Raw genomic sequence first — 20,692 nt, 5'->3', positions numbered from 1 at the left:
TTTATTAATGAACACTCCTTTTTGGAGTGGTTATTAATTCACTGAATTCTGGCGCCAAAAATTAACAACCACAATCCCAGTTTCAATTAACTCTGGATATTTTGATGTACACGCAGCAATATCGCTTACCTTAATGTCATTTGGGGTCTTAACAATTAAATAGTTCATAAGAATATAAGCAGTAGACGCTAAAAGAAGTCGATCATTAGTACGAGTTTCTTTGAATATGGTATCAAACGATTTAAAGATAATATCCAATGTATCTTTATCAAGATGAGGATTATAAATACCCAGTGCTGTCATGTTGTCCCCCCCCATAACTCATCGATGTTAATGGCTTTTTATCATACATGTTTCTGCAGATTTCATCTCTGCAACGCATTAACACATTGTCAGAAACACTATCATATTCGTAGTATTTCGTTCCTACCTCAATGAAATTACAAAAAGGTGTATATTCACACGTTTTAAGATGTTGTATAGCTTTTGATAAACTATCCGATATATCCTTATAAAGAAATCCCTTTACATGTTTAAACATTGGGAAATATCTTTCCATTATTTTTCCAGAAAAATTATTTTCTACTAGTTTATCACATATAAATTAAATAGATTTCAAATCTGTCCTCATCGTTTCAGATGAATTACGAAAATTATTATAATCTGTAGTATTAAGTTCGAATGCAATTTTTTCTTTTATTTCTACAGGTAAGTTACTGATATGAAATAGTTTATTAGCAAAACCCGACTGCCCTTCTACTGATGTTGGTTGGCTACCTTGATTAAATCATATTGGTGTATTATTTTTGCTATTTGATATGTTATGTAACATTTATTTTTCCTATTTAATAAATAGATATCCAATAGTTACATAAAAATATAATACACTCTTTCAAAAAATGGTCATGTATTCAATGTGTATATAAGGTTATTGTAGATAATGTTCACGCTCGATGAATGTACCGATTATGTTGTCATGTATTTCCACTGATTTTTAGTACCCAAGAGTTTTGCGATTCAGTCGTTTTAACCGATTGCGAAGATTCAGATTTTCGCGCTCAATCTGCTGCGTGTAAAGCTTACCAGTTATGTATTTTTTATCCGGCAACATTTCAGTTATCTGTACACCAGAAAGCTACGCTGAAGCCTGAAAGCAAACCTAGTAGTTTGGTGCAACGTCTTTTTGTTCCGCCCCCCCAAAAGCATGGGAAATAATTCGTTTGAGGCTAGGTTCCCACGCATACCACAACCAGCGTTGCTGCTTTTTGTTGCAAACAAATGATCACATTTCATCAACTTCGCAGATAAGCTAAATCTAGAGATTGTCCAGCGAAAGTGTGGTTACACATCGCGCGCGAGTTTTTTAAGGTGCGCACAACAGCATTAATGCTGATATGTAACGCCCTATCAGTATCACGAATGCAGGCATTGTTCATAGCAAGATCAACAATTTGTTCTTTCATGCCGTGCTGGCAGGCGCAATACGCATAGTCGAGCTGGAAAGTACGGCAGCATGACTGATAACGAGAGCGCTGGTATCCAGCATTACCCATACCATGCTTTTTAACTGCGTCGGTACATTCACAAAAAGGACATTTCACGTCAACCTGAGCCATCAATTCCACACCTGAAATCGCTCATTTTACAGGGGCATCAACGAATTGAATACATGACCTTCATTTGGAAGTGGTTCTTAATGCACTGACTGATTCAGCGAAGTAATCAACAGTAATTCTCCCCATTACAATTAATTCTGGATATTTCGACTTACACGCAGAAACATCGGCTATCTCAATGTTATTTGGAGTTTTATCAATTAGTCCTTTCATTTCTTGAGTTTTATCAATTAGTCCTTTCATTAAGGTATAAGCGCTAGCTGCAACAAAAAGTCGATCACTGGTGCTAATTTCTTTGAACATGGTGTCAAACGATTTAAATATAACATCTAGAATATCCTTATTAATATCAAAAGTCTTAAATTCCAGTGATAGTAACTCCACGCCTACCTCTCCTGAATCCTTACGAAGAAGACGCATTCCTGGTTTATTATTGCAATTATTACCGGATACCTTCATTTTGAAACGCATTAATAAATCACCATACTTCTTATTATTTTTATAGCATTGTGTTTTTAATTCAAAAGGATAAACACCTTCAGACATTTCAAGTCCTTGTATAGCTAGTGATAAATCATCTGACATATCATTTTTAATGAGTTCATCTATTTGTTTACGGAAAATTGACGAATACAGATCTCTTAGATCTCCAATACATTCTTTCCCATTTAATTTATTACAAATAAAACCAATAGACTTCAAACTCGTCTTCATCAACTCAGATGAATTACGTAAATTATTATAATCCGTAACATTAAGTTTGAATGCGATTTTTTCTTTTATTTCAATAGGTAGATTACTGATATAATCTAGTTTATTAACAATCCGCCCCCCTTCTGTTGATACTAATTGACTATCTTGACACAATGATATCGGTGCATTGGTTTTACTATTTGATACTTCATTTAACATTTTTAATATCCTATTTAATAATAGGCGTTCGATAGTCACATAAAAATGTGATGCATTCTTTCAAAAAACATCCATAATTTATATATCTCTATTTTAACTTACTCTGCGAGGGCGAGCTGAGTGAGCAAACCATCACAGCATGGGCACGTAAACACCATGCTGTGATAGCAGCCAGAAAATAGGGCAGCCTCATCCATTCGCTGAGGAAAATGGACTTCAGCGAGTGCTTCCCACCAGATTATTCAACGCGATAGCTACTCAGGCGTGCTCGAACCAGTCGCTATTCTGTTGCGCAATCGGCGTGATCGAATAGATCATTTCCTGCAAATGCTCACGAATCGCTTTTTCGGCAGCATCAGGATCGCGCGCTTTCAGGGCGCTAAAAATCAGGTAGTGCTGTTGAATCAGGCTGGGCGGTGGTGAAACCTGGCTCAGGCTGAGAAAACGTACGCGGTCCATCGTCGCTTTAATCGATTCGATGGTTTCCCACGCCAGCGGACAGTTGGCAATCTGCGTCAGAAGCTGGTGGAAGCTGTCGTCAAGGCTGAGAAACTCGCGTACCTGATCATTCTGCGCGGCCAGTTCCTGACGGCGTAAATTGTGCTCCAGCGTCAGCAGTTGTTCTTCCGTCACCATTTCTGCCGCTCGGCGCGCAATGGCGCATTCCAGAGCCTGACGGATAAAGCGAGCATCCGCTACGCGCTGCTCGGAGATCTTCATCACAAACGTGCCGCGCTGCGGCATGATCTGCACCAGTCCGGCCTCTGCCAGCTTGATAAAAGCCTCTCTGACCGGCTGGCGGGAAACGTCAAAACGCACAGAAATTTCTTTTTCAGACAACAGTTTACCCGGCGGAATATTGCATTCCACAATGTCTTTGCGCAGTACGCGATAAATTTGCTGGTTGACTGGTTCGTTGTTGTTGATCTGAAAAGAGGTGTCCATGCCGCTGTGCTTACCCGAGAAATTTACCGCTTATGATACACGCTTAGCGCGGTGAGTGTCAGTGTTACAACGCCTGTCGTGGTGAGTTCGGGGACACAGGGCAAGGCATCGTCGACACTCGCCTCATCCTGTGCTGCTTTATGATTCACAGCTATCGAATGCAGTTACGCGACGGCCGCCGCCGTCGCGCTTTCGTCTTACCAGTTGGTATCCTGCAATGTTTCCTTCACGCCCTTCGCTAGCAACGTCAGATAATGCTGCGTCACCGCATCGACAAAGACAGGGTTCTTCGGCAAGTCCTCACCAAAAATCGCCGTCAGCGCCAGCAGCGCCGCGACTCGGCTTTCACCTTCTGGGCTGCGTTGCACCGTTTCAGCGATCAGATCTTTCAGCGGATCGCTAATTTCAATCGGTTTTCCTTGCTCATCCACGCCACCCACATAGCGCATCCATCCTGCCACGCCGAGCGCCAGCGCATCAAAACGGCTGCCGCGTGCCAGATGCCAGCGGATCGAGTCCAGCATCCGCTGTGGCAGTTTTTGCGAACCGTCCATCGCAATCTGCCAGGTGCGGTGTTTTAACGCACGGTTGCGATAGCGATCCAGCAGTGCATCCGCATAGGCCGCGAGATCGACACCCTGTGTACGCAACGTCGGAGCCTGTTCACACAGCATCAGATGATGTGCCGCCGCGACCAGGTCGCTGTCCTGCATGCACTCGCTGATATGCTGATAGCCAGCCAGATAGCCCAGATACGCCAGAAACGAGTGGCTGCCGTTCAGCATACGCAGCTTCATTTCCTCAAACGGCAGGACATCTTGTACCAGCTCCGCGCCGGCTTTTTCCCACGCGGGACGGCCGTTGACGAAGTTATCTTCAACCACCCATTGAAAGAACGGTTCACAGGCGATCCCCGCGGGATCGACTACGCCCAGCAGTCCCTGAATCGTCTCCAGCGTTTCCTCGGTGATAGCCGGAACAATCCTGTCCACCATCGTGGACGGAAAGGTGACGTGCTGTTCAATCCAGCGCGCCAGTTCGATATCCTGCCGCTCGGCCAGTTGCACGATCACGTTGCGCGTGACGTGCCCGTTTTCTGGCATATTGTCGCAGGACATCACGCTGAATGCCGGTAGCTGGCGTTCCCGTCTGCGTTTGATGGCAGCCAGAATCACACCGGGCAGGGAGCGTGGTTCTGCGGGTAACCCCAGATCGTGGCAAATCAGCGGATGTTCACTATTTAACTGCCCCGTCGCCGGATGGTGGCAATAGCCTTTCTCCGTGACGGTAATCGACACGATGGAGATATCCGGCGCGCTTAGCGCTTCCAGCACCGCGTCGATGCCTTCGACTTCCGCGTGCAGCGCGCTGGTTGCTACGCCGATGACCCGGCTATTCCAGCCGCTGTCCGCCATTTCGGAAACCGACCACAGCAAATCCTGCTGGCGAATGGCTTCAATCTGCTGCTCGCCGCCGATCAGGTTAATTTCGCAATAGCCCCAGTCGCTACCGTGCTCCGCCGCCAGCTTATCGGCACAGACCGCCTGATGCGCCCGGTGGAATGCACCAAAGCCAATATGCGCAATACGTGTTTTTAGCAGGCGTCGGTCGTAACGCGGCACCACAACCTGCGGTTTAAGAGTAGAAAATTCACTGATACTCATCGTTATCCCTGATAGGTGATTCAAAAAAATACGTCTACGCCCTAAATAATTCGAGTTGCAGACAGGTCAACTCATCTGCAACTCGCACAATGACAATCTGAACGTTATACCGCGTCGTCTAATTCATCCAAGTCACGGTCTTTCACTTCTGGCATACAGATAGCCGCAAATAAACCGATCACAGAATAAACAATCATCATTACGACAATCGGCCACCAGGAACCGGTCATGTTGCAGAAAATACCCGCTAACACCGGACCAAAACCAACGGCAACCAGGCCACCAGTTTCTTTGGCAATCGCCATTTGCGTAAAGCGGCTACGTCCACCGAATATTTCCGCCATCGTGATATTTTCCAGCGCAAATAATCCCAGTACCGCGAAGTTATGAATAATGATAATGCTGACGACAATTACGTTAACGCTATTCTCTTTATCAACGATAAGAGAGAGCATTGGGTAGGCTAACAATATCGCCGAGATATTCAGAATAATATACGGTACGCGGCGACCAATTTTATCCGAGAGCCATCCTAATAATGGAATCGTGATAAAACCAATAATGGAGCTGATCATCAATGCATCGGTCGGAATAGATTTATTGAACAAGAGCGTTTGGACTAAATATCCCGCGAGGAAGGTCTGAATTAACCCTGAATTTCCCGCCTGTCCAAAGCGTAATCCTGTTGCCAGCCAAAACGCCTTGCTTTTGAACATGGACAGTACTGATTTTTGCTCGCTTTGCTCAACTACCAGAGCAGGTGACGGCTCTTCAGTACCAGAGACATCATTACTGACTTTTTCAAAAACCGGGCTTTCTTTCAGGTTCATACGCAGCCAGATCGCGAAGATCATCACGACTACGCTGGCCAGGAACGGTACACGCCAGCCCCACGCCAGTAATTCTTCTCTTGAGAGGGCAAAAAACATGACGGCCCAGATAGCCGTAGCACTGAGCGTGCCACAGTTGGTGCCCATTGCAACCAGTGAGGAAATAATCCCGCGTTTCCCTTTCGGCGCGTATTCAGCCAGCATGGTACCAGCACCGGAAATCTCGGCGCCCGCACCTAACCCCTGCACAATACGCAAGGTCACCAGCAAGATGGGCGCGAAAATACCAATCTGTGCGTAGGTTGGTAGCACGCCAATTAACGTGGTACAGATCCCCATCATGGTAATGGTGATAAAGAGCACGCGCTTTCTGCCGATGGAGTCCCCCATACGGCCGAAAATAAAGGCACCGACGATACGTGCGACATAGCCTGCACCGTAAGTTCCCATTGCCAGAATCAGCGCCATTGCCGCCGATTGTTCAGGGAAGAATATTTCATGGAAGACCAATGCCGCACCGAGCGAATACAGTTGGAAATCCATGAATTCTAATGCGGTGCCCAGCCAGCCGGACACCGCCGCCTTGACTAAATCAGAGGTACTTCTTACAGGCTTATCTTGTCCAGATGCGATTTGCGTATTCATATATACTCTCGACGATTTGTAATTATGGTAGAGCACAGTAAGTAAAATTACCGTTCATCATGGTGTCGCAATCCACTCCAGCCTGTTATTGATGGGCTGGAGTGATTAAGAGAGAAATAATTACTTCAAAGGAATCATTATATTATTATGTAGTCGATATAGTTTTTCCTTTTATATATCCCCTATTGCTAATGAAAATATTTATACTCGTCATACTTCAAGTTTCATGTACGTTAGCTACGTTCACTCACCCGAATCACTTACTTCAATCATTAAACGTCAGCAGGACTTTACAGCAGCGTTTTTGATCTTTTTCAAAGACCTCAATCGCCTGTACCACCTGCTGATAATCAAACCGATGGGTAATCAGTTTGGCTGGATCGATACGTTTCGCTTTTAGCCACTCAATCACGATAGGGAATTTGTTGGCATTCAAGCGCGATGAGAAAATGGAGATCTCTTTGCTGGTGATTCCCTGTTGGCTGACCTGACAAGGTTCACTGGAAAAGCCCATGATGGCGATGCGTGCCGCAGGAGAAGCAATCGTAATCGCTTCCTGCAAAATAGACGGATGGCAGGCGGCATCAACAATCAGCGTAGGCTTGATATTCAGCGCGTCCAGCTCGTCTTTTAATGACAGCGAGGCGTTGTTGATAACCCTGTCCGCTCCGCTACGTAATGCCATATCCAGACGTTCAGGAATGCGATCGACGACGATGACTTCCTTCACGTTGAACACGCCTTTCAGTACCTGAACCGAGGTCAATCCCATCGGGCCCGCACCATAAATCAGGGCGACATCCTGCTCCGTCGGCTTCACCTGTGCGGTCACGTTGGCGGAAATCGTGAAGGGCTCGACCATCACGGCGAACTCATCAGGGATCTCATCTGGGATGATGTGCGCGTTCTTCGCCGGTACGGCAGCGTACTCGCTGAACCCGCCGTCACGATGCACACCCAGCACCACCAGCGAGGTACAGACGTTCGGCTTGCCGATTGAGCAAGGGTAGCAGTGGCCGCAGCTCACTACCGGGTCGACCGAGACGCGTTCGCCCAGACGGGATGCCTCCACGCCCTCACCCACCGCCTCAATCACGCCGAAGAATTCATGCCCGATCACACGCGGGTATTTGGCAAAAGGGTTATGCCCGCGGTAGATGTGGCTATCTGAGCCACAGATACCGGCCAGCTTGACCTTCACCCGAACTTCACCTGCCGCTGGCTGCGGAATAGGACGTTCTTCAATCACCAGCGCATTCGGCTGCTGTATCACAATGCTTTTCATATTTTGGCCTCTGATTACCTATTCCGCACTTACCCGTTCCACCCTTACCAATTCCACAATGTGCCGTCTTCCAGACGGGCAACCGGGAGATAAGCAGGGTCATAGGGGTATTTGGCCGCCAGCTTTTCATCAAACTCGATGCCTAACCCCGGTTTTTCGCCTGGGTGCATGTAGCCGTTATCGAATGTCCAGTTATGCGGGAATACTTCCAGCATTTGCTCCGAGTAACCCATGTATTCCTGTACGCCGAAGTTTGGTACCCAGAGGTCAAAGTGCAGCGCCGCCGCCATGCATATAGGCGACAAGTCCGACGGCCCGTGTGAACCAGTGCGCACCTGATAGAGCGAGGCAAAGTCGGCGATGCGGCGCATGCCAGTAATCCCGCCCGCGTGGGTAATCGTGGTGCGGATGTAGTCGATGAGCTGTTCTTCGATCAGCTGTTTGCAATCCCAGATGCTGTTAAAGACTTCACCCACCGCAATCGGCGTAACCGTGTGCTGACGGATTAAACGGAAGCACTCCTGATTTTCCGCAGGCGTTGGGTCTTCCATCCAGAACAGACGATAGTCTTCAATACTTTTACCAAAGCGCGCCGCTTCAATCGGCGTCAGGCGGTGGTGCATGTCGTGCAGCATGTGCTCGTTGAAGCCAAACTTATCGCGCACCGCTTCAAACAGCTTAGGCGTGAAATCGAGGTATTTTTCCGTCGACCACAGTTGCTCTTCTGGCAAGTTACCTTTCGTTGCTGGCTCATACGCCAGCCCTTTGCCTTTCGCCATGCCGTAGGTGGTTTTCATACCCGGCACGCCGCACTGTACGCGAATCGCCTTGAAGCCCTCATCGCGATGCTTGGCGTAATCATCCAGCACTTCATCAATCGAGTGACCCGTGGTGTGGCAATACACCATCACGCCCGTGCGCGATGCGCCGCCCAGCAGTTGGTAGAGCGGCATGTTGGCGGCTTTGGCCTTGATGTCCCACAGCGCGGTGTCGACTGCCGAAATGGCAGACATCGTCACCGGGCCACGACGCCAGTACGCGCCTTTGTAGAAATACTGCCAAATATCTTCGATCTGGTGCGCATCGCGGCCAATCAGCTGCGGACACACATGATCTTTGAGGTAAGAAGCGACCGGCAGCTCACGCCCGTTGAGCGTCGCATCGCCGAGGCCGGTTAATCCGCTATCTGTCGTAATTTTCAGGGTGACAAAGTTTCGCCCCGGACAGGTGACAAACACTTCAGCGCTGACAATCTTCACGTTACTTATCCTTCTGTGCATGTAGCCATTCGTTTATGCTGACTACCATACAAGTATATTAATCGAGATAATTTGAATCACCTCACATTTATTCACATTTGCAACATTTATCTAAAACCCATGAAGGTCAGGAAGAGAAACCGAGGTGTGTTGAGGGGATAAAACGTAGGGAGATAAAAGGCAGACGGCAGCTTGTCCGGTCAATGCATCAGGGATTGGACGCACACGGAGCACGTTCTCCGTTACGGTACACGCGCTGGATATCCGCACCTTCCAAACAAGGGAAATGCCCTACCGGACGGAATCGCTGTAGTCTTGCAGGAAATCCAGAAACAGCCGCACCATGGGAATGTTCGTGCTGCGCTTTAGGTAGCTAATGGCGAAAGTCCTTTTCAGTTGCTCTTCCAGCGGAATAACCGCGACGTCGTAAGCAGTCAGGCTTTTGGCGACAGACGAACAGAGGAAGACCACGCCGGACAGGTTGATCACCAGATCCATAATGATGTCCATATTGCTGCATTCGCGGAAGTAGCTGGGATTGATGCCCTGTTGAGTGAAGGATTTGGAAACCGCGGCATGCTCCCCCGTCCCTTTCTGCGGCACGATCAGCTTTTCTTTGACCATCTGCGGCAAGCTGAGCGTCTTGCTATCGGCAAGCGGGTGCGACCTTGCCATCACCGCAACAATGTCATCGATCTGACAAATGGTGTGATGAAACAACGGATCGTTCAGGTATTCATCAAAAGGCGTCGAGAAAGACAGGTGGATCTCACCATTGCGCACCCTTTCCAGCAAATCAGTGCTGACGCCGTCAATGAAAGAGATATCGATATTGGGATAGGCTTTCTGAAACAGGTTAAACATATTGTAGTGAGCCAGACGATTAAAAATCGGGATCACGCCAACCAGCAGCGCGCCATCCGTGCTTTCCTCATAGCTGCTGACGAACTGTTCCAGCTCATAATGTTCTTTAATCATCCCCTGAATTTTGTCAGCAAAGATCTTCCCGAAGGGCGTCAGAGAAAACTGCCGGGTGGTGCGGTTAATCAGTTTTCTTTCCGTTTCAAGCTCCAGCCGCGCGATCTCCTGCGACAAGAAAGCCTGAGAGATATTCAGCGCCTTCGCCGCTTTAGTGAAACTCCCGACCCGGATGAGTTCCTGATAATAAATCACACGCTTTATGCTGAACATTGTTTTATATTACGCATCAACTGCCTCATTTATATACTCTAAATAATTCGAGTTTCAGGCAGGCGGCAAATGAAGGAATCCCGATGAGCTTACTCAAATAAGTGATTCGGGTGACTGAGTGCAGCCAACGCACATGCAACTTGAAGTATGACGAGTATAACCAGCTATAATAACAATTATAAGGGATTGTAAATAATCAAATGTGATTAGATACACATTTAATTCATGAGAAATAGCGTTAATGGTAGATATAGTCAACTTATTATCAAGGAGGAAATAATTCATTAGCTTAAGACAGCTCACCCCCATATTATTAAAGATTTTTTAATATTGTTTTTACAAACACAACATCATTCTTCACAAACCTCTCTGATTTACATGCTTCTAACAAAGGACTGAAAGTATGCACTATCCGAAAACAGCCAAAATAGTATTAGCCTCACTCACGATGATGAGTTCCAGCGCAATCAATGCGGCACAGAACCAACATGAAATCACCGTAAAGCAAGAAACCACCTCGGTGAAATTAATCTCTGACGTTGTTTATTCTCAGGTATCGGTGCGCGGCTATCCTAACGTCGCATTAAAAATGGATATCCTTCAGCCTGAAGCGAAAACCGCACTTCCCGTCGTATTATTCATTACCGGCGGCGGATTCGTTAATGCCAATAAAGATAATTACCTGCAACAACGCCTCAACATTGCCGAAGCGGGCTATGTGGTTGCCAGTATGGAATACCGTGTCGCGCCTACCGTGCTTTTCCCCTCGCCACTGGAAGATGTAAAATCCGCCATACGCTATCTACGCGCTAATGCGAAAAAATTTGGTATCGACGGCCAACACGCTGCGGTTTTTGGCGCCTCTGCCGGGGGCTATCTGGCCGCCTTTGCCGGGACGACAAATGGCTCAAAAGCCTACGATAAAGGCGATCACCTCGATCAAAGCAGCGATGTTCAAGCGGTGATTGATTTTTATGGCCTATCCGACCTGACACTCGTCGGCGAAGGCTTCCCTGACGATGTCGTTCAGAAACACGCATCACCTTCCGCGACAGAAGCTATCTGGGTCAACGGCACCGCAGTATTTGATGAAGGGGGCGCGATTACTCGCTATCCCGACAAAGCAGCAGCGGCCAACCCGATTAACTTTATCAGCAGCGCCACACCTCCGTTCCTGATTATGCACGGCACAAACGATACCTCGGTTTCTCCACGCCAGACCGAGAGACTGCATCAGGCTCTGACGGCGAAAAATATTGAATCCACCTACTACAGCGTCAAAGGTGCTGAGCACGGTGGGCCGCATTGGCTGCAACCGGAAATCATGCAGATTACCGTCCGTTTTCTTGATAAGCACCTAAAACCTTAATACCAGTTTACGGTTTTTAGTATATCCCCTATTATTTTGTTAAACAAACGTTAGTGCTAAATATGCACTAACGTTTTTTATTTGTTACAAAAAAAGTCATTATCCATTTTACCCCATTTTATTACTCACATAAAAAATCGATAATCTGATACACATCAATTATTCGTTTTTATCACAAAAATAAAAACAGCAATCCGCATCCATATAATAGAAATACAATTTCTTAAACGAACGAGAAAAATAACAATGCATTTATAACAAATCGACATTTGTTATATACGGATCTACAAAAAAATAAACGTGACCAAACGCACACTTAACCTTTAATTCCCATGTTCCAATAAAACCACAATAACAACGTGGCCTACTTATTATTTTCATCGTAATAATGAAGCATTACTCCCTATTAGCGCCACACTGCAAAATATTAACGCTATTGCTGGATTACTACTATCTAGCGTTCGCGCGGCTATCACCCCAATGTGAAGATTTATAATATGGAAGACTTATCTCGCCGTCGTTTTATTTCTTATATGGGAGGTACGATTGCTATTAGTGGGCATATCGGTCTCGCACAAGCGCAAAATGAGCCCGAAAAAACGCAGGATAAATTAGCCGTTAAATATGGCTTATTGCATAACGAAATGCGCTGTATCGGTTGCAAAGCCTGTATCAAGGCCTGTAAAGAGACCAATAACGTGCCCGATGGTGTAACTCGGCTAGATATACTGCAAACCGTCGATATTCCTGCCGTCGAGAAGACGCGCGCCATTAAGCAATTTTTCCGTAAATCCTGTCAGCACTGTGAGAATCCGCCCTGTGTTGCAGTCTGCCCAACGGGAGCCTCCTTCAAAGACGCGCTCACCGGTATCGTCGACGTCAACGATAAACGCTGCGTGGGCTGCCGCTACTGCATTGCTGCGTGTCCTTACCATGTGCGTTTCATCAACCCAGTCACGAAGACGGCAGACAAATGTAACTTTTGTCGGGAAACCAATCTAGCCGCCGGAAAGCAGCCCGCCTGCGTCGAAATCTGCCCCACTAAAGCCTTGGTATTTGGCGATCTCAACGATCCTGAAAGCAACATTGCCAAGATGATCGCGAGCAACGCGACCTACCGTTCCAAGGTCTATCTGGGCACCGAACCCCAGCTCTACCGTATGCCGGGGAAACGAGGAGAAATCGACAATGCATAATGCCTTCACGTTCGACACGCTGATATGGGATTGGCCCATCGCCGTTTATCTGCTTCTGGTCGGCATTTCAGCGGGAATGGTGTCGCTCTCCATACTCCTCAGGCACTACGTTCCCAGCGAATATCGCGGCAGTAACCTTGTCATCAAAGCCACGGCTATCGTGGCACCGCTCGCCGTGATTCTCGGGCTGGTGATTCTGATTTTTCACCTGACTCGACCGCTAGCCTTCTGGTATTTGATGGTTTTTTACAACCCGACCTCCATCATGTCGCTTGGCGTGATACTCTTTCAGGTGTATTTCGTCGTGATGCTGTTATGGATCATCACGCTTTATCACGAAGGATGGCTAACGCACCTTGAGACTGCCTGGCACCGGCCCGTGCTGGCTGCGCGAGCGCGTAAGTTAACGGCGATGATCGTCAAAAAAGCAGCGGTGATTGAGAACCTGCTGCTGGTGCTGGCGATCCTACTCGGTTGCTATACCGGCTTTCTGCTGTCTGCGCTGAAATCATTCCCGCTGTTGAATAACCCCGTTCTGCCCGTCCTGTTTCTGGTATCCGGCACCACCTCCGGCATTGCTGTCATGCTGCTGGCCAGTGCATCGAGCCGCAATACGTCAGGGCATCCACGCTCTCTGCATTTCATCCACCGCGTGGAAACGCCAGTGGTGTACGCCGAACTGTTCCTGCTGTTTGCGTTCTTTATCGGGCTGCTGCTTGGCGGCGGGCAAAAGGTTGTCGCCGCACAGACCGCACTGTCGGATTTCTGGGGGGGTGTATTCTGGATTGGCATTATCGGCATCGGCATTGTGATCCCATTCATTGCCAATCAGGTGCGCAAGCCTTCCGCGCATTCCGGCAAAGGCCAGCTGATTACGTTAGCCGCCATGAGCCTGTTCGGCGTGTTCCTGCTACGACTGTTCGTGCTTTATGCCGGACAAATGACGGTGGCCTGAATGAATACGTCATGGGTCTTATTCTGGATTGCGTCGGCTACCTTTTTCATGCAATCCCTGGATACCACCATGGTGTATGTCGCCATTCCTGCCATCGCGCAGTCGCTACACCAGCCGGTGTTGCATATGGAAGCGATTGTGATCGCCTACATTGTCACGGTCGTCGCGTTTACGCCGGCCAATAGCTGGCTGGCGGAACGGCTAGGGGAACGGAAAACCTACCAGATCGCGATTGCCATTTTCATGCTCGGCTCGCTGCTGTGCATGACGGCAACCACACTCGGTAGCTTAAGCGTTTTCCGCTTTATTCAGGGCATCGGCGGGGCGCTCATGCTGCCCATCATCAGAACCGTGATATTGCGCACCGCGCCGCAGAAGCTGAAATTACGCTTCCTGAATCGGGTAACCTTATTGGGATTACTAGGCACCCTGATCGGCCCCGTTTTCGGCAATATTCTGGTTAGCTTTCTCTCGTGGCAGGCTATATTCCTCGTTAATATCCCGCTAGCTTTACTCTGCTTTTTTCTGGCAACAAAATATATTCCTGTTGCGACAATAAAAGAGACGACCCGCACGGGTGCCTATGAAGTCGCCTTTCCCATTTTGATGTTATTTCTCGTGGCCTTCATGTTAACCACCGCCACGAAAAATATATTGCCAACGTTCGTCATGCTATTTCTGTCTTGCAGCACGCTGGGCTTGGTCTTTATTTACTACCGGCAGCATCTCATTGCAGAAACGGCATTATTCCCTCGCGCCCTGTTTGGCATCAGGACCTTTTCTGTCGGCGTTATTGGCGGCATCGTGACGCGAACATTACTGGCATCAACACCCGTCGTGCTTTCATTAATGCTGCAAACGACGCTGGCCTGTAAACCCGCGGAAACCAGCCTGATTTTACTGCTCTTTTCCAGCGGGGCACTGCTGTCAAAACTGCTGTTCGAGCCATTGGTCAAGCGTATTGGCTACCGTCGGCTGTTGATGCTGACAACCAGCGTCACGTCGCTGTGTATCCTCGCCCTGAGCGTTGCCGTGCAAGAGAAATCGATGCTGCTCATCGGCATTATCGCCATACTGTTAGGCGTGCTGATTTCAACCTTATATTCAGCAGCAAGCACGCTGGCCTTTAGCAACCTGAATAACAGCACGTACCACAGCGGTAATAATCTGCTGACCATTAGCCAATTACTTGCCGTCATGCTCAGTATGACGCTGACGTTTCCGATATTACGTTTTCTTTCTCAGTTTGAAATTCTCTTCAACCTTAACGCTTTCAGCCTGTTGTTTTTATTACTCGGCATTGGCTTACCCATTTGCTGCCTGATATTCAAGCCCCTCAATAACGACGACGGCTATCACTTTATTCATGGGAGATAGCGTTATTTGTGGGCGATAACGTGATTTATGGGAAATAGATTTGTGACTCACCGTATTCATTCAAAAACTACTGGAACTATTGATATGAAAATCTGCTCAGGAATCCTTCCACTCTGCCTGTTATTCGCAATGGGAACCGCGGCCGCGCAAGAAGGGAATTTTAAAGCTGGTACCTATTCCGCCGCGAGACAGGGTATCGGCGGGGACGTCACCGTTACGCTCGATATCGATGCGCAGGGGAAAGTCCTTAAATCGACGATTGATGCCCCAGAAGAAACGCCGGAAGTCGGCGGGGAAGCCGCCATAGAACTCGCAAAAACCATGACCGAAAAGCAGAGCATTCAGGTTGGTGGGGTGTCCGGCGCCACGATGACCAGCGAAGCGGTGAAAGAAGCGTCGGAAGACGCGTACTCACAGGCTAAAGCGAATTAATCCCGTTGGTTCTCCACACGCAGCACGACTGCATTGTAAGAATACGAATAACATTAAGGAAAACATCATGAAACGCTTCAGAAAAAGTGTACTCGCGACGCTCTGCCTCTCGATGATGAGCTGGTCTACCGCACAGGCGGCGGACGCGGCAAAACCGGAAATCCCGAAAAGCGCGGATATCGTTATTATCGGCGCGGGTGCGGCAGGCACGTCGGCAACGATGGCCGCCGCAGAGAAAGGGGCGAAAATCGTCTTACTAGAAAAACAACCGATAGTTGGCGGCACGGGTAACTTTGCCGAAGGCATCTTCGCCGCCAACAGCAGCCTGCAGAAACGTCAGGGGATTGTGGTCACGCCTGATATGGCCTTTAAGACCATCATGGATTACAGCCATTGGATGGCTAATCCTTTCGTGGTTCGCGCTTTCGTCAACCGTTCTGCGGATACGATTGAATGGGTGAAATCGAAAGGCATCAAGTTTGAATATATCGGCCCCGGCGGCCCTGGCGGCATGCTGACCTGGCATGTAATCGATGGCCCCGGCCACGGACGCCACCTGATCAAGACATTCCACGAGCAGTTTAAAAGCATGGATGTCACCACGCTGGTGAAAATGGCGGGTAAAGATCTGGTCGTGAAAGACGGCAAAGTCACCGGCGTTATCGCGCAAGATAGCGAAGGTAACACTATACAGATAGACGCCAAGGCGGTCATCATCGCGACTGGCGGCTATGCCAACAATAAAGAGATGCTGCAAAAATATGCTGCCTTCCCCGATACCATCATGGTCGGCAACGTCGGTAAAGACGGCGACGGGATTAATATGGCCTGGAAAGCGGGCGCCAAACCGGACGGCTTGGGCCTGCTGCAAGCCTATCGTCCTGGCCTGCCAGACTACGCCCCGAACTCTCACCTGCTGGCCGCCGCGCGTCAGCCCTATCTGTGGGTTGACCAACATGGCCGCCGCTTTACGGATGAATCCAACGTCATCATCTGGCCACACTCCGGTAATGCGCTGTCAAAAGCGGGCGGCATCATGTACTCCATTTTTGACGAGACATCCCGTAAGCATTACGTCGAAGACGGCATTGATGTGCCGATTGGTGAATGGGTGATCGCCAATACCAAGCTGACGAAATTTGATAGCGAATTTACGAAGGAAAGTCAGAAAAATCGCGGCTTCGTCTTCAAATCAGCCACCATTGACGGACTGGCAAAAGAGATGGGTGTTGATGCGAGCGTGCTGAAGAATACGCTGGAAGAAAACAACAAATTTGCGACGCAAAAGCGGGATGACGTGTTTAACAAAAACATGGATTACCTGCGTCCGGTCAAAACCGGCCCGTTCTATGCGGTGAGAATGCAACCGGCCGCGCTGGGCACATTAGGCGGCGTGAAGATCGACGAGAAAATGCAGGCGATAGATAAATCCGGAGAAGTCATTCCGGGCCTGTACGTCACGGGTAATGATGCTGCTGGCATGTATGGCGACACCTATGACCTGCTGTTAGGCGGCGGCACGTTTGGCTTTGCGCTCAACTCCGGTCGTATCGCGGCAGAAAGCGCCCTCGATTATATGAAGTTCAGCAAGAAATAAGCGCTAGCGCTTAAACCTAAGATCGTTTGAATATCGAGATACACGGGGCGACCACAGGGGTGAGGCCTCTCTGCGGGAACCTCCCCCTGTGTTTCCCCTAATAACGGGCTTAAATGATACATAAGCCAGCCTGTATGCCGATGCGGGCTGACTTTCTTATTTACGAGGAGTTTATTTGAGAGGAATGGATTCAAGCGGGATTCACTGCGAGCGGCATAGCATTCTGCTCATCCGGCTTTACGAAACGTCAGGTTAAAACGGCATTCGTCGAGCATCCCTTCCGGTACGTTGCCGCTTTTCAACGGCAGGATGCCGTGGAAATAGAGCCTCGATTCACCGCCCCAGACCACCACATCGCCGTGTGTCAGCGGAACGCGCTGTGCTTTATCGCTACGCGCCATGCCACCAAACAGGAACGTCGCGCTGAGCCCCAGCGACACAGACACAATCGGCTGGCGGAAATCCCGTTCGTTTTTATCCTGATGCAAAGACATACGCGTGCCAACAGCATAGCGGTTGATTAGGCAGGCATCCGGTTCGAAATCAGCAAAACCAGCGTCGCTCGCCGCCTGCCTCGCCAGCCGGGAAAAGATGTCCGGCATAGCAGGCCACACCTCTCCATTCAGCGGATCGTATGGGGTGTAACGGTAGCCGTGCTCATCCGTCACCCAGCCAAGTTGACCGCAATTGCTCATCGCCACCGACATCACGAACCCACCCGGCGTAACCATGTTACGCAGCGGTGCACGCGCAGTGACGGCTTTCAGCGCTGTCATCAACTCCGGAGCATCGTCATAGGCGCGACCACGCAGGATGACAGCACCCGGTGCCAGCGTTTCCGTCCAGCGGCGCGGCGCTTCATCGGCAAATAAATCAAAATTCACGGTGACGAATCCTTGGGTGAATACGCAACCTGAAGCCGTGCATCGTTAGTCTCCACAGTGGAGAGGATACCTGAAAGTATCCCCTTATAAATTTATGCCTACCGCGTGCGTCTTGTTGGGTTTTCGCTCATATCACTAGGGTATCAGCGGCGTTCCGCCAATATGTTTCATCACTAGGGTCGTGGAGGTTTCTGCGACACAGGGTATCCCCTGAAGCACGGTAGGGACAAAGTCCGCCAGCGTGTTCATATCCTTTACCCATACCCTCAGCATGTAATCACTCTCTCCAGTCACAAGCATGCATTCGGTTACTTCCTTCATGCCTGATACCGCGCTCACAAACTCGCGATGCGCTTCGGGATTTGGACGTGACAATTTAACCGAAATGAGAACGCAAATCCCCAGACCCAGTGCGCCGGGATTCAGCTTTACGGAATACCCCTCAATCACCCCAGCCATTTCCATCTGCCGTATACGCCTTCCACAGGGCGTAGGCGAAAGCCCGATGCGTTCTGCCACCTCTGCCGTCGTCATTCTGCCATTGTTGACCAAGGCCGCAAGGATACGGCGGTCGATAGCGTCTAATTTCATGCTTGGCCGTTTCCTTCAAAAAAAAATCTAATTTGCCGCTTTACGCCAATTTTAATGGTTTCTATGAAGATGTTTGCACACATTCCTCACCCTGTCATTGGTAAAATTTACGCGTCAACGATCCCTATGATGGCGGCAAAAACGATAGACGTTTTTTTGCGTATGTGCCGCTTTATTTCTTTTTTAGCTAAAATAGCGACACCATAATGAATAAATCTACTCACCTGCCGCTACTGGCGGTTTTTGTTTCGCTTATTTCGATCCAGACTGGCGCGGCTTTTGCCAAAAGCGCCTTTTCCGTGGTGGGGCCACTTGGCATGTCGGCACTAAGAGTGGGTATCGCCATGCTGTTGCTCGCTGTTGTATTTAAACCTTGGACATTACGGACTGACAAAAAGGGGTGGAGTACCCTCGCCACCTACGGCGTGATGATGGGGGCAATGAACATCCTCATCTATATGTCATTCCAATACATTCCCGTGGGCATTGCCATTTCAATTGAAGTATTGGGGCCACTCACCGTCGCAGTGCTAGCCTCACGCCAAAAATCAGATTTGGCATGGAGCGGCTTTGCTCTTCTTGGACTTCTACTGCTGCCGCTAGGCGGTCAGAACGGCCCCCTCGATCCACGCGGAATTGCCTACGTCATCGCCGCTGCTTTTTGCTGGGGAATTTATGTCCGGGTTGGTGGCAAGGCGGCAGAATTTGGTAGTCGTGGCGTTGCAGCTGGCACAGTCTTTGCGTCGCTTTTTATCGTACCCAACGGTATTTACCAGGGCGGTTTTGCACTTTTAATTCCCGATATTTTCATGCTCGGTTTTTTAATTGCCATTATGTCGAGTGCACTACCGTTTTTACTGGATATTTATGCGCTGCGCCGCTTATCCAGCAACACCTTTGGAATTCTGATGAGCGCATCGCCCGCTGTCAGTGCGTTATCTGGATTTTTTATATTAGGCGAAAAACTCAGCCTTGCTCAATGTAGCGGCATACTGGCAATTACCGCTGCCTGTATGGGAACAACGCTTTGTGCACAATCGAAGAGGGAGCAAAATAAATGAGTAAAAAACAAAAAAACTCATTGTGATGGCAACAGTATGTCATACCCGCTGAGCCAGCCAGTTCGAAAAGATCGGCGATTGTCGCCATCAGACAGCGCCACACCGAGAACTTTACCCTATGCTTACCTCATGGTATTTATGGCGATCGCTTGAGCTACCGGCGTATCAAAGCTTCAAACTGACACACCGGTAAAGCGCGAAATCAGCGTAAACGGGAGCGAGCCGACACCTGACGAACGTGGCGACGGCGATTCATAATGCGCTCCCGCAACGTATCGTAGACCCAGTTATACACCACGGTGTACGGCAGGAAGAACAGGAAGAAGCCGATCTCCACCATCAGCGCCTGCCACAGCGTAACGTTCAGCATCCACGCCGCCAGCGGCAGACCAATCAGGATAAAACCGCCTTCAAACCCCAGCGCATGAGCAATACGAATCGGCAGTCGGCGCTTAACGCGATCCGCAGGCCATAGGCGATCGAATATCGAGTTGTAGATCATATTCCAGATCATCGCGACGCTGGACAGCATGATCGCCAGTGCGCCCATATCGAACAGCGGCTTATTCAGCAGCCAGGCACCCGCTGGCGCACAGATCGTCAACGCGATTAGCTCAAAGCCCACCGCATGGTACACACGTTCACGTAACGTTTTGTTGGTTTTGTTTTGCATAGCACATTCACTTTTATTCATTGTTTGGTTCTGACTGCGGCTATTTTCATCGCATAAGGTGGTAGAGTACAGTTAGATTCCATCGATAAAAACGATATACTCGTCATACTTCAAGTTGCATGTGCGTTGGCTTTCCTCGCTCACCCCAGTCACTTACTGAAGTAAGCTCCTGGGGATTCATTGCGTCGCCGCCTTCCTGAAACTCGAATT

The 20,692-nt window shown here is 48.9% G+C and carries 19 protein-coding genes and 1 pseudogene; 7 read left to right on the top strand and 13 right to left on the bottom strand.

The window, feature by feature from the left end; translation table 11 throughout:
• Nucleotides 1-33: 33 nt before the first annotated feature.
• From LOZ86_RS05440 to LOZ86_RS05400, 10 genes and pseudogenes are all read right to left on the bottom strand, one after another.
• Nucleotides 34-303, bottom strand: a complete 270-nt coding sequence (locus LOZ86_RS05440) for a hypothetical protein (protein ID WP_039484926.1) — start codon at nt 301-303, stop codon at nt 34-36.
• 691 nt (nt 304-994) lie between these two features.
• Nucleotides 995-1,249, bottom strand: a pseudogene (locus LOZ86_RS21490) (IS1 family transposase).
• A 43-nt stretch (nt 1,250-1,292) separates the two neighbouring features.
• The gene (locus LOZ86_RS21485; protein WP_072037839.1) at nt 1,293-1,616 is read right to left on the bottom strand and encodes an IS1-like element transposase; all 324 of its coding nucleotides are present in this window, start codon (nt 1,614-1,616) and stop codon (nt 1,293-1,295) included.
• Nucleotides 1,617-1,676: 60 nt separating this feature from the next.
• A complete protein-coding gene (locus LOZ86_RS05430) occupies nt 1,677-2,528 on the bottom strand; it encodes a hypothetical protein (RefSeq protein ID WP_039484929.1) in 852 nt (283 codons plus the stop codon).
• Nucleotides 2,529-2,786: 258 nt separating this feature from the next.
• On the bottom strand, nt 2,787-3,473 hold the full coding sequence (locus tag LOZ86_RS05425; RefSeq protein ID WP_014914316.1) for a GntR family transcriptional regulator: 687 nt from the start codon (nt 3,471-3,473) through the stop codon (nt 2,787-2,789).
• 197 nt (nt 3,474-3,670) lie between these two features.
• Nucleotides 3,671-5,137 (bottom strand): mannitol dehydrogenase family protein, encoded by a 1,467-nt coding sequence (locus tag LOZ86_RS05420; RefSeq protein WP_161546847.1) that lies wholly within the window; start codon nt 5,135-5,137, stop codon nt 3,671-3,673.
• 104 nt (nt 5,138-5,241) lie between these two features.
• Entirely contained in the window at nt 5,242-6,612 is a 1,371-nt protein-coding gene (locus LOZ86_RS05415; RefSeq protein WP_039484935.1) for an MFS transporter, read from the bottom strand.
• 265 nt (nt 6,613-6,877) lie between these two features.
• On the bottom strand, nt 6,878-7,897 hold the full coding sequence (locus LOZ86_RS05410) for a Zn-dependent oxidoreductase (protein WP_039484939.1): 1,020 nt from the start codon (nt 7,895-7,897) through the stop codon (nt 6,878-6,880).
• A 44-nt stretch (nt 7,898-7,941) separates the two neighbouring features.
• The gene (gene manD, locus LOZ86_RS05405) at nt 7,942-9,156 is read right to left on the bottom strand and encodes a D-mannonate dehydratase ManD (RefSeq protein WP_039283781.1); all 1,215 of its coding nucleotides are present in this window, start codon (nt 9,154-9,156) and stop codon (nt 7,942-7,944) included.
• Between the two features lie 291 nt (nt 9,157-9,447).
• A complete protein-coding gene (locus tag LOZ86_RS05400) occupies nt 9,448-10,347 on the bottom strand; it encodes a LysR family transcriptional regulator (RefSeq protein WP_039484941.1) in 900 nt (299 codons plus the stop codon).
• Nucleotides 10,348-10,750: 403 nt separating this feature from the next.
• Between LOZ86_RS05400 and LOZ86_RS05395 the strand changes: the two genes are divergently transcribed.
• From LOZ86_RS05395 to LOZ86_RS05370, 6 genes are all read left to right on the top strand, one after another.
• Nucleotides 10,751-11,716, top strand: coding sequence for an alpha/beta hydrolase (locus LOZ86_RS05395; protein ID WP_039484943.1), 966 nt, complete (start codon nt 10,751-10,753; stop codon nt 11,714-11,716).
• A gap of 497 nt (nt 11,717-12,213) precedes the next feature.
• The gene (locus tag LOZ86_RS05390) at nt 12,214-12,912 is read left to right on the top strand and encodes a 4Fe-4S dicluster domain-containing protein (protein ID WP_230242946.1); all 699 of its coding nucleotides are present in this window, start codon (nt 12,214-12,216) and stop codon (nt 12,910-12,912) included.
• Nucleotides 12,905-13,867 (top strand): cytochrome c nitrite reductase subunit NrfD, encoded by a 963-nt coding sequence (gene nrfD / locus LOZ86_RS05385; protein ID WP_039484948.1) that lies wholly within the window; start codon nt 12,905-12,907, stop codon nt 13,865-13,867. Before LOZ86_RS05390 ends, nrfD begins: the two co-directional genes overlap by 8 nt.
• A complete protein-coding gene (locus tag LOZ86_RS05380; protein WP_039484951.1) occupies nt 13,868-15,244 on the top strand; it encodes an MFS transporter in 1,377 nt (458 codons plus the stop codon).
• Between the two features lie 84 nt (nt 15,245-15,328).
• Nucleotides 15,329-15,676 (top strand): FMN-binding protein, encoded by a 348-nt coding sequence (locus tag LOZ86_RS05375; protein ID WP_230242944.1) that lies wholly within the window; start codon nt 15,329-15,331, stop codon nt 15,674-15,676.
• A gap of 67 nt (nt 15,677-15,743) precedes the next feature.
• Nucleotides 15,744-17,273 carry an FAD-dependent oxidoreductase gene (locus LOZ86_RS05370; RefSeq protein WP_039513176.1) on the top strand — a complete coding sequence of 510 codons (1,530 nt, stop codon included), beginning with the start codon at nt 15,744-15,746 and terminating at the stop codon, nt 17,271-17,273.
• 227 nt (nt 17,274-17,500) lie between these two features.
• Here LOZ86_RS05370 and alkB read toward each other — a convergent pair whose 3' ends face one another.
• Both alkB and LOZ86_RS05360 read right to left on the bottom strand, forming a co-directional pair.
• A complete protein-coding gene (alkB, locus tag LOZ86_RS05365) occupies nt 17,501-18,157 on the bottom strand; it encodes a DNA oxidative demethylase AlkB (RefSeq protein WP_039513178.1) in 657 nt (218 codons plus the stop codon).
• A gap of 135 nt (nt 18,158-18,292) precedes the next feature.
• Nucleotides 18,293-18,748: an Lrp/AsnC family transcriptional regulator gene (locus LOZ86_RS05360; protein ID WP_039484962.1), complete on the bottom strand. Its 456-nt coding sequence runs from the start codon at nt 18,746-18,748 to the stop codon at nt 18,293-18,295.
• Nucleotides 18,749-18,954: 206 nt separating this feature from the next.
• Between LOZ86_RS05360 and LOZ86_RS05355 the strand changes: the two genes are divergently transcribed.
• The gene (locus tag LOZ86_RS05355; RefSeq protein WP_230242942.1) at nt 18,955-19,809 is read left to right on the top strand and encodes an EamA family transporter; all 855 of its coding nucleotides are present in this window, start codon (nt 18,955-18,957) and stop codon (nt 19,807-19,809) included.
• A 202-nt stretch (nt 19,810-20,011) separates the two neighbouring features.
• Here LOZ86_RS05355 and LOZ86_RS05350 read toward each other — a convergent pair whose 3' ends face one another.
• On the bottom strand, nt 20,012-20,482 hold the full coding sequence (locus LOZ86_RS05350) for a multidrug/biocide efflux PACE transporter (protein WP_039513287.1): 471 nt from the start codon (nt 20,480-20,482) through the stop codon (nt 20,012-20,014).
• Nucleotides 20,483-20,692: the final 210 nt, after the last annotated feature.

This window comes from Pectobacterium parvum (assembly GCF_020971565.1).
GTDB classification, from domain to species: Bacteria; Pseudomonadota; Gammaproteobacteria; order Enterobacterales; family Enterobacteriaceae; genus Pectobacterium; species Pectobacterium polare.
Note: the sequence above shows the minus strand (reverse complement) of the source record. Positions and strands in the feature narration are given on the sequence as shown.

Coding starts and splice junctions, on each gene's coding strand:
- LOZ86_RS05360 (WP_039484962.1), bottom strand. CDS start 18,748: ATGAAATTAGACGCTATCGACCGCCGTATCCTTGCGGCCTTGGTCAAC.
- LOZ86_RS21485 (WP_072037839.1), bottom strand. CDS start 1,616: ATGGCTCAGGTTGACGTGAAATGTCCTTTTTGTGAATGTACCGACGCA.
- LOZ86_RS05400 (WP_039484941.1), bottom strand. CDS start 10,347: ATGTTCAGCATAAAGCGTGTGATTTATTATCAGGAACTCATCCGGGTC.
- LOZ86_RS05395 (WP_039484943.1), top strand. CDS start 10,751: ATGCACTATCCGAAAACAGCCAAAATAGTATTAGCCTCACTCACGATG.
- LOZ86_RS05380 (WP_039484951.1), top strand. CDS start 13,868: ATGAATACGTCATGGGTCTTATTCTGGATTGCGTCGGCTACCTTTTTC.
- LOZ86_RS05415 (WP_039484935.1), bottom strand. CDS start 6,612: ATGAATACGCAAATCGCATCTGGACAAGATAAGCCTGTAAGAAGTACC.
- LOZ86_RS05425 (WP_014914316.1), bottom strand. CDS start 3,473: ATGGACACCTCTTTTCAGATCAACAACAACGAACCAGTCAACCAGCAA.
- LOZ86_RS05420 (WP_161546847.1), bottom strand. CDS start 5,137: ATGAGTATCAGTGAATTTTCTACTCTTAAACCGCAGGTTGTGGTGCCG.
- LOZ86_RS05390 (WP_230242946.1), top strand. CDS start 12,214: ATGGAAGACTTATCTCGCCGTCGTTTTATTTCTTATATGGGAGGTACG.
- nrfD (WP_039484948.1), top strand. CDS start 12,905: ATGCATAATGCCTTCACGTTCGACACGCTGATATGGGATTGGCCCATC.
- LOZ86_RS05430 (WP_039484929.1), bottom strand. CDS start 2,528: ATGTTAAATGAAGTATCAAATAGTAAAACCAATGCACCGATATCATTG.
- LOZ86_RS05410 (WP_039484939.1), bottom strand. CDS start 7,897: ATGAAAAGCATTGTGATACAGCAGCCGAATGCGCTGGTGATTGAAGAA.
- LOZ86_RS05350 (WP_039513287.1), bottom strand. CDS start 20,482: ATGCAAAACAAAACCAACAAAACGTTACGTGAACGTGTGTACCATGCG.
- LOZ86_RS05440 (WP_039484926.1), bottom strand. CDS start 303: ATGACAGCACTGGGTATTTATAATCCTCATCTTGATAAAGATACATTG.
- LOZ86_RS05370 (WP_039513176.1), top strand. CDS start 15,744: ATGAAACGCTTCAGAAAAAGTGTACTCGCGACGCTCTGCCTCTCGATG.
- LOZ86_RS05375 (WP_230242944.1), top strand. CDS start 15,329: ATGAAAATCTGCTCAGGAATCCTTCCACTCTGCCTGTTATTCGCAATG.
- LOZ86_RS05355 (WP_230242942.1), top strand. CDS start 18,955: ATGAATAAATCTACTCACCTGCCGCTACTGGCGGTTTTTGTTTCGCTT.